This window comes from Mycobacterium sp. E735, from assembly GCF_001666955.1.
Taxonomy (GTDB): Bacteria; Actinomycetota; Actinomycetes; order Mycobacteriales; family Mycobacteriaceae; genus Mycobacterium.
This window is the reverse complement of sequence record NZ_LZIX01000033.1, coordinates 1-12,313: the sequence shown is the minus strand read 5'-3', so window position 1 is coordinate 12,313 and position 12,313 is coordinate 1. Positions and strand designations below refer to the sequence as shown.

The window sequence follows — 12,313 nt, the reverse complement described above, 5'->3', positions numbered from 1 at the left end:
CCGTGCAGGTGCACCATGGAGAAGAACAGCTCATCGCCGGGCAGCGCGACGTCGTGCGAGAGGCCGACGTAGCCCACGTGACCGCCCGGTCGGGTGGCGGAGATCGCTTGCATCATCGATTGCTGGGTGCCGACCGCCTCCACGACGCTGTGGGCTACGTCGGCCTCTCGCACGACGTCGCGCTGCCCGGCGATGAGCTGTTCTTCTCCATGGTGCACCTGCACGGCGGCCTCGCCCCGGTACGGCGATTCCTCCCCGAGCTGATCAGGCTGATCTGGGACGGTGAGATCAACCCCGGCAAGGTGTTCGACCTGAACCTGCCGCTCCAGGACGCCGCCGAAGGCTACAAGGCAATGGACGAACGGCGCGCGGTCAAAGTGCTGCTCAACGTCTGAGCTCCGCCCGCTTAACGCTCGACCCAACGCGAGTTCAAGGCGAAGTCCGACAGATACTTGGTCGAACTCCAGCCGCCATCGACGACGATCGTCTGCCCGTTGATGAAGCTGCCCCCGGGGGAACACAGGAACGCAACAGTGCTGGCCATGTCATCGATGGTCCCCAGCCTCTGATGCGGCGTCATCTCGGTGTTGATTTTTCGGAACCTGTCGTCTTCCAAGCGCTTTTCGACCATCGGAGTGACCGTCACTCCGGGCGCCACAGCGTTGCATCGGATGCCGGCCGCCCCGTACTGACAGGCGATGTGGGTGGTGAGTGCGGTCAGCCCTCCCTTGGCCGCCGAGTAGGCGCCACCGCGCAGGCCGCCGACGACGGCGAACGTCGATGTGACGTTGATGATGGCCGACCCCGGTCCCATGTGGGGCAACGCTTCGCGCGCCAGCCTGAACGGTGCACGCAGCATCAAACTCAGGAAATAGTCGAGTGTTTCGTCGTCGGTCTCGTGCAGCGGCTTGGGGCTGCCCACCCCCGCGTTGTTGATGAGGAAGTCGACGTGACCCCAGCGGCCGACCGCGAGGTCCACGATGCGGCCCGGCGCGTGGTCCTCGGTCAGATCGACCGCGAGTGTCGCGACACGGCTCGGATCGTTGATGGCCCTTTCCAGCTCGGCCAGCCGGCCCTGATCCCGGCCCGTGCCGACGATCGCCATCCCCATCTCGGCGAGTTTCGTCGCGCATCCCAGGCCGATGCCGCTGCTTGCTCCCGTCACGATTGCGACCTGCATATCACCCATCTACCTTCGTCAGCGCGAGCTTGATCTGGTGTTTCAGCACCTTTCCCGCATCGTTCTTCGGCAGCGTGTCCCAGAAGACGACCTGTTCTGGCGCTTTGAATTTGGCGACGCCCTTGCTTTGCAGCAGGGCAAGCAGGCTCGCGACGTCCGGCCGTGATGAACCCGCGGGAACGATCACGGCGCACGCGCGCTCTCCGGTCCGGTCGTCGGGCAGTCCCACGACGGCGATTTCGGCCACGCCGGGATGGTCGGTCAGCAAGTCTTCGACCTCCTTGGCCGAGATGTTCTCGCCGTTGCGGATGATGACGTCCTTGGCGCGGCCGGTGACCACGAGGTACTGGCCGTCGACCCAGCGGCCCAGGTCGCCCGTCCGGAAATAACCTGCCTCGTCGAAGGATTCGGCCTCATCCTCAGCGTGCAGGTAGCCCAATAGCATCTGCGGCCCCCGGACACAGATTTCGCCCTCGCCGGCCGCGGCGGCCGGGTGCGGGGCGAGCTTGATCTCGGCGATGCCCACGCGTCCGTCTGTCTCGGCCGCGTGGGCGGCCTCGTCTCGCTCCAGCGCTCCGACCGTCGTGACCGGCACTTCGGTGCAGCCGTACACCCGGGTGACCACCGCCCGGTCCAGATAGGCGCCGGCCCGGCGAATCAATGACGGCGAGACGGCGGCGCCACCGCAAATGAACACCTTCAAGGCGGGCAGCCGGCTGCCGGCACGCTCGGCGGCGGAGAGCAGCTGTTGCAGAAACGGTGTCGCCCCGGCCATATGGGTGCACCGCTGGCCGTCCATCACCGCCACGGCCGCCGATGGGTCCCACCGATCCATCAGGATCGCGGACGTGCCCAGAAGCAGCGGACATTCGAACGCATAGATCGAGCCGCCGATGTGTGCGATCGGCGACGGCACCAGGAACGCGTCGCCGGGGCTGACGTCCCAGTGGTCCCGGATCTGGCGGATCAGCGCATGAATCGAATTGTGGCTGTGCAGAACGCCTTTCGGACGGCCCGAGGTGCCGGAGGTGTAGAGGACCATCCGCACGGCGTCGGGATCCAGGCTGGGCAGCCGCGTCGCGACCGGCCCCTGCTCCAGCAGTTGCGGGTACGGCGTGTGCCGGCCGGCTCGCCCCGTTTCGGGGCCGCGCAGCACGACCACCTCGGGCGCCCGGTCCATCGCGGCCGTCACCCCCTGGACCATCACGGCATAGTCGTGACCGCCGAACCGGTGCGGGACGAAGATCATGGCGGCGCCGACGTCTTCGAGGATGAAGCGCAGCTCACGGTCGCGCAGCGAGGGCAGGATCGGATTCACCACCATCCCGGCGAGAGTCGCCGCCAGATAGATGACCGCCGCCTCGTGCCAGTTGGGCAGCATGAACGACACGACGCTGCCCACCGGCATGCGCGCCAGGAGGGTGTTCGCCAACGCGATGGCCTGCGTGTGGAGCGTGGCAACGTCGATCCGAATGTCCCCGTCCACCAGCACAATACGGCGCGGCGAAGTCGCCACGGCCGCGAGCAGGGAATCTGCCAGCGTGGTATGGACCCACAGGTCGCGCCGGTACGCGTCCGCCGCGCGTGCGGGGTCCTGGCGGGCCGGGGCGATCACCGCAACAACCTAATCTTTCACTCGGCGCATTGTCATCGCATACCGGAAGTCCGAAGACAGATGGGTGTTGATCGTCACCTGGGCGACCACGCCGTCAGACGTCGTATAGGTGCGCCGCATCTGTAGGGCGGCCGTCCCCGCCTCGACCGCGAGACCGTCGACCAGGTCGGGCGAAAGCACCACCGCGGCGATCTCTTGGTGTAGCTCGGCGATGGTGACACCGAACAGGTCCTCGATCAGCGGGAAGATCGGGCCGGCGTGCCGTTGCAGCAGCCTGCCGACCGCCGCGAAATCGCGGTTGATGTAGTACTCCGTTCGGCACAGGGGCGCTGACGCGCCGTCGGCCTGGCGGTACCCGCGCACGCTCAACCACTGTGTGCCGGCGAGCAATCCGGTTCGAGCGGAAAGGTCCCGGTCGATGGTCACCATCGCGTTCGACTCGATCGTCAGCTGCGCGCCGGCCGCGAAGACGAGCAGGTCGTCGATTGACATCGCGTCCTGCGCATAGGAACTGGTGGCCGGGCGCGGAACCACCCGGGTGCCCGCTCGCGGCCGGGACGCAACGAGGTTGTCATCGCGAAGCCGGCGCAGCGCCTCGCGAATGGTGTAGCGGCTGACCGCGAATCGCTCGCACAGCTGATGCTCCGTCGGGAGCTGCGAGCCGACCGGATAGACGCCGTCGACGATCTCCTTGCGCAGCGTGCGGGCGATCTGAAGGTAGCGGTGCTCGCCCGCGATGGCCTGGGTCATCAGCGGCCATCCCGGCGTAGAGCCAGGACGCTGCCGTCGCCGTCGGCCGAGAGGTAGAGGGTCCCGTCGAGCGCGGACGTGATGCCGGCAAAGGGGCCCTGCGGGCCGGAAAAGGGGGGCATCCCTTTCAACGGTTTGGGCGCCACACCCGGCGGCGGGCCGACCGGCAGCCCCGATGCGATGACGCGCCGGACCTGGCCATGCAGGTCGAAGGCGATCAACTCCTTGGTGCCCGCATCGACGATGTAGAGCACACCGTCACGCACCAGAATGCCTTGTGGGCGCTGCAAATCCGCCACCACGATGTCGCCGCCGGGTCCGCTCACCCTGACGACCCGCCCGGCCTCCGCCACCAGGGGCGCGCCCTCCGCGTCGATCGCGACGCCGACCGGATCCCGCAGGCCGGTGGCCAGCACCTCGACGCCGCCCGCACCCAGCGACAGGACCCGCCCGGTGCCCAGCTCGGCGAAGACGACCCCCTTGCGACCGACGGCAACGCCGTAGAGCTGGTCGAAACCGTCGGCCAGCACCTCACTTTGGCCGGCCGCAGGCCGGTAGCGGGCGACCTGACCGCCCGAGGTGGTCACGACGAACTCGCCGGGCCCGCTCGGCGCGATCCCCCGCAGGAACCCGGGATAGCCGGGGCTGAACAACATGCCCGCGGTCTGCAACGACCCGTCCGGCTGCACGACATAGAGGTAGGTGCCATCGGCGACGTAAAGCCGGCCGTCGTGGTCCACGGCCAGGTCGAGCGGCCAGTTGAGCCCGCCGGGCAACACCGTTCGCGTCTCGCCGGTGCGCGCGATCTCGGTGACCTCTCCGGTGAAGTTCGAGGCCAGCACCCGGTCGCCGACCAACGTGCAGTTGTCCAGGCCGGGGCTCAACTGGGCCAGTACCCGCCGCTCGCCGCTGCGGGGATCTATGCGAAGGACCTGCCCGCTGGCGACCTGGGTCGACACGATGCGGCCGTGGTTGTCGAACTTGACCGAGTCCGGTACACCGAGATCGGCTGCGACACAGTGTGGCTCACCGCCGTCGGGATCGACGCGCCAGATCTCGTTGGCGCCCATCACGGGAAAATACAACAGGCCGTCGGGGCCTACCTCCATCGCGTTCGGTGACGGCACCCCATCCAGCAGCACCCGCGGCGATCCGCCCGCCGGATCGAGTTCCAGCAACCGGCCGCCCTCACGGCATTCGCCGACGAACAACCGGTCCCGATAAAACGTGATGCCGTTCGCCGACGGGACATCGTCGCGCAGCACTCGGGTTCGCCCGGCGGTGTCGAGCACGCTGACCCGGCCGTCCATCACCTCGGTGGCGTACAGGTTGCCGCGGGAGTCGAACGCGACGTCGTCGGGGGCGACGATGTCGCCGCCCTTCGGGCTCACGGTTTCCAGCCGGCCGGTGCGGTGATCCAGTGCGCTGATCTGACTTCCGGTCACCTGCGCGATGTAGACGCGACCGTCCGGGCCGGTCCGCAAACCGTTGGCGCCGAACAGCCGGCTGGGAGCGGTCACTCGATCGAGGGTCCAGCCTTCCGCCACGTCGATCGGGTGATGTAGCGCCGCATACCGTGACGGCTCCGCCGCGGTGGCCCTCGAAATCGACATGCCTCGCCGGGATCCTTCCGTAGGCCGTTTGAGCTGGACGTTATCAATTACGGTTAGTCCAGACAATAGTCATCGGCAGCGCTCTGCTCGGCCTTGACAGTCCAGTCTGGCGATGGGAATAGTATTCTCCGAACGACAGAATGCCATATTTTGTCCGGACCAGTAGACAGCAGAGCCCGTTGCGCCCGTGCCCGGTGTTCGCAGCAGGGGAAAGCAGGCCATGGAGGACTTCCTCAGACTCGACGGTCGCATCGTGGTGGTCTCCGGCGCCGGGGGCGGCGGGATCGGTACCACCGTGACGGCGATGGCCGCGCGGGCCGGCGCCACCGTGATCGCGGTGAGCCGGTCGAAGGAGAATCTCGACGAGCATGTCGCCCCGCTGGCCGGTCAGGGTCTGGCGGTGGTGCCGGTGGCGGCCGACGCCTCGACCGATGAGGGCATCGCCGCGGTCATCGATCAGGCGCGCCGCGCCGAGGGCAACCTGTACGGGCTCGTCAATGTCGCCGGCGGTGCCGCGCCATCGACGTGGATGCCGTCGACCCGTGTGACGCGGCACGACTGGCGCGAGATTTTCGCCGCAAACCTCGAGACCGCGTTCTTCATGAGCCAGGCCGTGGCGGCCGAGCTGGTGGCCCAGCAGCGGCCGGGATCGATCGTGTCGATCTCGTCGATCAGCGGCATGAACACCGCGCCCTTCCACATCGCCTACGGCACCGCTAAGGCCGCCATCGCCGCGATGACGCGCACCATGGCACTCGAGCTTGCCCTGGCCGGCATCAGGGTGAACGCCGTGGCGCCGGGCGTCACCGAGACCGCCGCCTCGCGCACCTATGTCGACTCCGACCCGGACCGGGATCGGCGGGCGATCGCGATGGGCAGGCGCGGCAGGCCCGAGGAACAGGCGGGCGCCATCCTGTTTCTGCTGTCGGAACTCTCCAGCTACATCACGGGCCAGACGCTGCTCGTCGACGGCGGGCTTGACCTCAAGTGGAGTCATCTCGACGCCGACAACACGTCGTTGTTCCTCAAGGACGAATCCTTCCGCGCGGCCATCAGGAGGATGCGATGACCGACCTCGCCAAGGGCGTGAACGCCGCAGCGGCCGAGGAACTTTCGCGGCCCGTCACGATCGGCGTCGAGGCCTACATCTCCGAAGACTACGCGCGCGCCGAGCGCGACAAGCTGTGGCGGAAGGTATGGCAGCAGGTCGGCCGGGTCGAAGAGCTGCCCGAGGTGGGCAGCTACCTGACCTACGACATCCTTGACGACTCGATCATCGTCGTGCGCACCGGACCACGCGAATTCCACGCCCACCACAACGTGTGCATGCACCGCGGCCGCCGACTGATCGACACACCCGAGGGTGCGAAGAACGCCCGCGGCCGTGCCCGCAAATCGTTCGTCTGCGGATTCCACGGCTGGACATACGGTTTGGACGGGGCGTGCACCCACATCCGCGAACAACAGGACTGGCAGGGGGCGCTCACCCCCGACAACACCCACCTGCGGCCGGTCAAGGTCGACACGTGGGGTGGCTGGCTGTGGGTCAACATGGACCCCGACTGCGAATCGCTGGCCGATTACCTGTTTCCCGCAGCGAAGATTCTCGACCCCTTCGGGTGCGAGAACATGCGCTACAAATGGCGAAAGTGGCTGTTCTTCGACTGCAATTGGAAGGTCGCGCTCGAGGCGTTCAACGAGACCTACCACGTCTACACCACCCATCCCGAATTCAACAGGTTCGGCGAATTCAAGGGCTGGGCCAAGGCGCAGGGCAAACACAGCAACATCGGCTATGACGCTCCGGAGGACATGGAGGCCACCAAGTCCAAGATCCGCCTCGGCACCGGCGCCGACCCTCGCGTGTCCACCGCGGAGATGCAGGTGTACACGATGGAGGAAACGAACGCCACCACCACCCAGACCCTGGTGAACGCGGCCAAGCGGCTGGTGGACGAATTGCCCGAGGGAACACCGGCCGACAAGGTCCTCGAGCACTGGCTGGCGTCGGCGCGCCGCGACGACGCGGCCCGCGGCGTGATCTGGCCGACGATTCCCGCCGACATCCTCGGGCAGGCCGGCACCGCGTGGCAGATCTTTCCGAACTTCCAGATCGGGCAGGGCCTGACCAGTGCGCTGTGCTACGGCGCGCGACCACATCCCAGCTACCACCCCGACAAGTGCATCTTCGAGGTGTCGGTCTTGGAGCTCTATCCGAAAGGCCAAGAGCCCGAGACGGAATGGGAGTACACGCCGGTCGGCGATCCCAGGTGGCGTTCGGTCCTGCCGCAGGATTTCTCGAACATGGCCGCGGTGCAGCAGGGCATGAAATCGCTGGGCTTTCCGGGCACCAAGCCCAACCCGTACCGCGAACGCAGCACCGTCAACCTGCACTACCAACTGTCGAAGTACATGGGTACCGGCGCACCGCGGGAGCTTGAAGACACATGACCATGTTCGGAAACGATTGCGGACCGACGCAGACGCCGGACGACGCCGACATCGAGACGCTGCGGGAGAAGTATCGGCAGGAACGTGAAAAGCGGCTGCGCAAAGAGGGTTCCAAGCAGTACATCGAACTCGAGGACGATTTCGCCGGCTACTACGAGGTGGACCCGTACACGCCCGTCACACCTCGGGATCCGATCAACGAGGACATCGACGTGGCGGTTCTCGGGGGCGGCTTCGGGGGCCTGCTGTCGGCGGCCTATCTGAAGAAGGCGGGCGTCGACGACGTACGGATCATCGAGCTCGGCGGTGACTTCGGCGGCGTCTGGTACTGGAACCGCTACCCGGGTATCCAGTGCGACAACGAATCTTACTGCTATATACCGCTTCTCGAAGAGCTCAACTTCATGCCGTCGAAGAAATTCGCCGACGGCGCCGAGATCTACCAGCACTGCCGGAACATCGGCAAGCATTTCGGTCTCTACGACTCGGCGGTCTTCTCCACCCAGGTGCACGATCTGCGCTGGGACGAAGACATCAGGCGCTGGCGTGTCGGCACCAATCGCGGCGACGACATTCGCGCTCGCTTCGTCGTAATGGCGTCCGGCCCGTTCCACCGGCCCAAGTTGCCCGGCATTCCCGGCATCAGAGACTTCCGGGGACACAGCTTCCATTCGTCACGGTGGGACTACGCCTACACCGGCGGCGATGCCCAGGGCGGACTGGACAAGCTGGCTGACAAGCGCGTGGCCGTGGTCGGCACCGGCGCCACCGGGATCCAGATCGTGCCGTTCCTGGCCCGCCACGCCCAACACCTGTACGTCTTCCAACGCACCCCGTCGACCGTGGACGCGCGCAACAACGCGCCGACCGATCCCGAATGGGTCAAGACCCTGAAACCCGGCTGGCAGAAGGAACGCCAGCGCAACTTTCACTCCTGGACGTTCGAGGGCATGGCGCTCGGCCAGCCGGATCTGGTGTGCGACTTCTGGACCGAGCTCGGGCGCAACACCGCCGCCCGGGTCCTCGCCCTGGACGATCCGGCGGCACTGACTCCCGAACAGTTCATCGCGATCCGGGAGGAGGAGGACTACAAGGTCATGGAGCGGCTGCGCCGGCGCGTGGCGGCCATCGTCGAGGACGAGGCGACCGCCGAGGCGCTGAAGCCCTACTACCGGTTCCTGTGCAAGCGGCCCTGCTCCAACGACGACTACCTGGCAACGTTCAACCGGTCCAACGTCACGCTGGTCGATGTGTCGGCGAGCAAGGGGGTCGAGCGCGCCACCGAAAAAGGCCTTCTCGCAAACGGTGTCGAGTACGAGGTCGACTGCATCATCTACGCGAGCGGATTCGAGATCACCACCGAAATCAGCCGCCGCTACTCGATCGAGACGATCGAGGGTCGCAACGGGCTGTCGCTGTTCGACTACTGGCACGACGGCTACAAGACGTTGCACGGCATGACCAGCCGCGATTTTCCCAACCAGTTCTATACCGGGTTCACCCAGGTCGGCATCTCCGCGAACATCGCGGCCAACTACGAGGTGCAGGGCGAGCACATCGCCTACATCATCGCCGAAGCCCTGGCGCGCGGCGCGACCATCGTCGAGCCCAGCCAGGAGGCTCAGGACGCATGGTGCCAGACGATCCGCGAGACGGCGGTCGACAACTCGGCGTTCGATGCTCAGTGCACGCCCGGTTACTACAACAACGAAGGCGGCGGGGGCGGCGAGGGAATCCGGTCCCACCTCGGTGAGCCCTACGGCCCCGGCTTCTACGCCTTCGAAGACCTGCTGCGCGTCTGGCGGGCCAGGGGCGACCTGGAAGGTCTGGTCCTGGGCTCGTGAACGAGACCCCTTCCACAGAGCTGAGATTCGACGACCGCGTCGCCGTGGTGACCGGCGCCGGCCGCGGATTGGGCCGGTCCTATGCCCTGCTGCTCGCGGCGCGTGGCGCGAAGGTCGTGGTGAACGATCCGGGCGGCGGCCTGACCGGCGAGGGTTGCGATCCCGGACCGGCCGAGCACGTCGCAGCCGAGATCACGGCGGCGGGCGGGGACGCGGTCGCGTGTACCGCGTCGGTCGCGACCCGCGAAGGCGGTGCAGCGATCATCCAGACCGCCGTGGAACGTTACGGCGGCATCGACATCCTCATCCACAACGCCGGCAACGTCCGTCGCGCGTCGCTCAAGGAGATGAGCTACGAGGATTTCGACGCGGTCCTCGACGTCCACCTGCGCGGTGCGTTCCACGTTGTGCGGCCGGCGTTTCCGCTCATGTGCCGGGCGGGCTACGGGCGCATCGTGTTGACGTCGTCGATCGGCGGCCTGTACGGCAACCACGGGGTGGCCAACTACGCGGCCGCGAAGGCCGGCGTCATCGGACTGGCCAACGTCGCGGCGCTCGAAGGCGCCGCCGAGGGCGTCGCGTGCAACGTCATCGTCCCGGCCGCGGTGACCAGGATGGCCGACGGGATCGACATCTCCGCCTACCCGCCGATGGGTCCGGAACTCGTTGCACCCGTCGCGGGTTGGCTCGCCCACGAATCCTGCTCGGTGAACGGGGAGATGTTCATCGCGCTGGCGGGTCGGGTGGCGCGGGTGGTCGTCGCCGAAAGCCCGGGGGTCTACCGGCCCTCCTGGACGATCGAAGACGTCGGCCGCCACCTGGAGGCGATCCGATACGTGGAGGCGCCGTTGATCTTCCCGGTCCTGCCCGACGGGCACGACCGGCACATTCGTTACAGCTTCGAATTGTCGCACCGCTCAAGCGATCAAGGAGCGTTGCATGGTTGACGCGACCGGTCCGCTCGCCGGTGTGCGGGTGATCGACCTGACCGCCATGGTGATGGGACCGTACTGCACGCAGATCATGGCCGACATGGGCGCTGACGTGATCAAAGTCGAACCGCCGGAAGGGGATAACACCCGCTACATCTCGGTGGGCCCGGCACCAGGCATGAGTGGCGTGTTCGTCAACGTCAACCGCGGCAAGCGCAGCGTCGTGCTGGACCTGCGAAAAGAGACGGGCGCGGCAGCACTGCGCGGGCTGCTCGAAACGGCCGACGTGTTCATCCACTCGATGCGCGCCAAGGCGATCGCCAAGCTGGGGTTCGGCTACCCCGAGGTCGCCGCGATCAACCCGCGGATCATCTACACCAATTGCTACGGCTACGGCAGGCGTGGACCCGAACGCGACCGGCCCGCATACGACGACACCATTCAGGCCGAATGCGGCCTGCCCGCGGTGCAACAACAGCTGACGGGCGAGGCCGACTACGTCGGGACCATCATGGCCGACAAGGTCGCCGGTCTGACGGCGCTCTACGCGACGACGATGGCGCTGTTCCACCGCGAGCGCACCGGTGAGGGACAAGAGGTCGAGGTCGCGATGTTCGAAACCATGGCCTCGTTCATGCTCGTCGAACACGCCAACGGTGCCCTGTTCGATCCCCCGTTGGGGCCGGCGGTCTATCCGCGCACCGTGGCGCCCAACCGCCGCCCGTACCGCACCAGCGACGGTTACATCGCCGCGTTGATCTACAACGACAAGCACTGGAACGCGTTCATCGATGCCGTGCAGCCGCCGTGGACCGATGGGTCGCATTCGACGCTGGAACAGCGCGCCCGCCAGATCGACGCCGTCTACGGCTTATTGGCCGAAACGATGAAGCAGCGCTCTACCGAGGAATGGCTGGCCTTGTTCCGCGACCTCGAGATACCGGCCGCACCGCTCAATACACCGGGCGCGCTGTTCGATGACCCGCATCTCAACGCCGTCGGCATGTTCGAGACCGTGGACACCCCGCACGGCCCGGTGCGCTTCCCGGGCGTGCCCACCTGGTTCTCACGGACGCCGGGGCGGGTCGCGGGGCCCGCGCCGGAACTCGGCGCCGACACCGAGGAAGTGCTCGCGGAAATCAGCACGAGCAGACGCGGAATCGCAGGAGATGCCCCGCCACAGTGCGAGTCTGTGTCTGCTCGCGAGGGAAAGGAGTCCTAGATGGGTGTGCCCGTCTACAAGCGCATTCTGGACCTGTTCGAGGCCGAGGGTGTCAATACCTTGTTCGGCATCCCCGACCCGAACTTCGTGCACATGTTCGCGGAGGCGGATGCCCGTGGCTGGTCGGTGGTCGCACCGCATCACGAACTCAGCGCGGGATTCATGGCCGAGGCGGCGTCGCGGATGACGGGCAATCCCGGCCTGTGCATCGGCACGCTCGGACCGGGCATGGCCAACATCGCGGGGGCGATCCAGTGCGCGAAGGTGGAAAACTCCCCGGTGATCTTCATCGGCGGCCAGCGAGCCCGCATCACCGAGCGCCGGGTCCGGCGCGGCCGCATCCAGTTCGTCCGGCAGGAACCGCTCTTCGCGCCCTCGGTCAAGTACAGCGCCTCCATCGAGTACGCCGACCAGACCGACGAGATCATCCACGAGGCGATCCGCCGGGCCATGTCCGGCACGCCCGGCCCGGCCTACATCGAGTACCCGTCGCACGTCATCCTCTCCGAGCTCGACGCGGCGGATCCACCGCCGCCCCACCGGTATCGACTCGTCAACCAGACCGCGGGTGAGCGCGAGGTGGCCGAAGCGGCCAAGCTGATCCGGGCGGCCCAGAGCCCGATCTTGTTGGTGGGGCACGGGGTCCACACGTCGCGCACGGGTGCGACGGTCCGGGAGCTGGCCGACCTCATGGCCTGCCCGGTGA

10 protein-coding genes and 1 pseudogene are annotated in these 12,313 nt (G+C 67.0%); 7 read left to right on the top strand and 4 right to left on the bottom strand.

Annotation, left to right across the window (positions count from 1 at the left end; all coding sequences use genetic code 11):
* Window positions 1–143: 143 nt before the first annotated feature.
* Window positions 144–395: pseudogene (locus tag A5704_RS03105) on the top strand (IMP dehydrogenase); the annotation flags it as partial.
* Between the two features lie 11 nt (window positions 396–406).
* On the opposite strand, the gene A5704_RS03100 reads toward A5704_RS03105, so the two are convergent.
* The 4 genes from A5704_RS03100 to A5704_RS03085 are packed head-to-tail and all read right to left on the bottom strand — an operon-like array spanning window position 407 to window position 5,158.
* On the bottom strand, window positions 407–1,189 hold the full coding sequence (locus A5704_RS03100; RefSeq protein ID WP_067887315.1) for an SDR family NAD(P)-dependent oxidoreductase: 783 nt from the start codon (window positions 1,187–1,189) through the stop codon (window positions 407–409).
* A complete protein-coding gene (locus A5704_RS03095) occupies window positions 1,182–2,795 on the bottom strand; it encodes an AMP-binding protein (protein ID WP_067887312.1) in 1,614 nt (537 codons plus the stop codon). Before A5704_RS03095 ends, A5704_RS03100 begins: the two co-directional genes overlap by 8 nt.
* Before the next feature lie 9 nt (window positions 2,796–2,804).
* Entirely contained in the window at window positions 2,805–3,545 is a 741-nt protein-coding gene (locus tag A5704_RS03090; protein ID WP_067785431.1) for a GntR family transcriptional regulator, read from the bottom strand.
* Window positions 3,545–5,158 (bottom strand): SMP-30/gluconolactonase/LRE family protein, encoded by a 1,614-nt coding sequence (locus A5704_RS03085; protein ID WP_067887309.1) that lies wholly within the window; start codon window positions 5,156–5,158, stop codon window positions 3,545–3,547. Before A5704_RS03085 ends, A5704_RS03090 begins: the two co-directional genes overlap by 1 nt.
* A 220-nt stretch (window positions 5,159–5,378) precedes the next feature.
* Between A5704_RS03085 and A5704_RS03080 the strand changes: the two genes are divergently transcribed.
* From A5704_RS03080 to A5704_RS03055, 6 genes are all read left to right on the top strand, one after another.
* Complete coding sequence (locus tag A5704_RS03080; RefSeq protein WP_067749453.1) at window positions 5,379–6,227, top strand: SDR family NAD(P)-dependent oxidoreductase; 849 nt, start codon at window positions 5,379–5,381, stop codon at window positions 6,225–6,227.
* The gene (locus tag A5704_RS03075; RefSeq protein WP_067887306.1) at window positions 6,224–7,609 is read left to right on the top strand and encodes an SRPBCC family protein; all 1,386 of its coding nucleotides are present in this window, start codon (window positions 6,224–6,226) and stop codon (window positions 7,607–7,609) included. The genes A5704_RS03080 and A5704_RS03075 overlap by 4 nt, the downstream gene beginning before the upstream one ends.
* Window positions 7,606–9,453, top strand: a complete 1,848-nt coding sequence (locus A5704_RS03070) for an NAD(P)/FAD-dependent oxidoreductase (RefSeq protein WP_067887303.1) — start codon at window positions 7,606–7,608, stop codon at window positions 9,451–9,453. Before A5704_RS03075 ends, A5704_RS03070 begins: the two co-directional genes overlap by 4 nt.
* A complete protein-coding gene (locus A5704_RS03065; RefSeq protein WP_067887300.1) occupies window positions 9,450–10,400 on the top strand; it encodes an SDR family NAD(P)-dependent oxidoreductase in 951 nt (316 codons plus the stop codon). The genes A5704_RS03070 and A5704_RS03065 overlap by 4 nt, the downstream gene beginning before the upstream one ends.
* A complete protein-coding gene (locus A5704_RS03060) occupies window positions 10,393–11,607 on the top strand; it encodes a CaiB/BaiF CoA-transferase family protein (RefSeq protein WP_067887297.1) in 1,215 nt (404 codons plus the stop codon). Before A5704_RS03065 ends, A5704_RS03060 begins: the two co-directional genes overlap by 8 nt.
* A partial coding sequence (locus A5704_RS03055; RefSeq protein ID WP_197508439.1) for a thiamine pyrophosphate-binding protein occupies window positions 11,608–12,313 on the top strand: 706 nt, incomplete at its 3' end.

Excerpts from the sequence above, each read along its gene's own strand:
- A5704_RS03100 (WP_067887315.1), bottom strand. The coding sequence starts at position 1,189 with ATGGGTGATATGCAGGTCGCAATCGTGACGGGAGCAAGCAGCGGCATC.
- A5704_RS03090 (WP_067785431.1), bottom strand. The coding sequence starts at position 3,545 with ATGACCCAGGCCATCGCGGGCGAGCACCGCTACCTTCAGATCGCCCGC.
- A5704_RS03085 (WP_067887309.1), bottom strand. The coding sequence starts at position 5,158 with ATGTCGATTTCGAGGGCCACCGCGGCGGAGCCGTCACGGTATGCGGCG.
- A5704_RS03080 (WP_067749453.1), top strand. The coding sequence starts at position 5,379 with ATGGAGGACTTCCTCAGACTCGACGGTCGCATCGTGGTGGTCTCCGGC.
- A5704_RS03075 (WP_067887306.1), top strand. The coding sequence starts at position 6,224 with ATGACCGACCTCGCCAAGGGCGTGAACGCCGCAGCGGCCGAGGAACTT.
- A5704_RS03070 (WP_067887303.1), top strand. The coding sequence starts at position 7,606 with ATGACCATGTTCGGAAACGATTGCGGACCGACGCAGACGCCGGACGAC.
- A5704_RS03060 (WP_067887297.1), top strand. The coding sequence starts at position 10,393 with ATGGTTGACGCGACCGGTCCGCTCGCCGGTGTGCGGGTGATCGACCTG.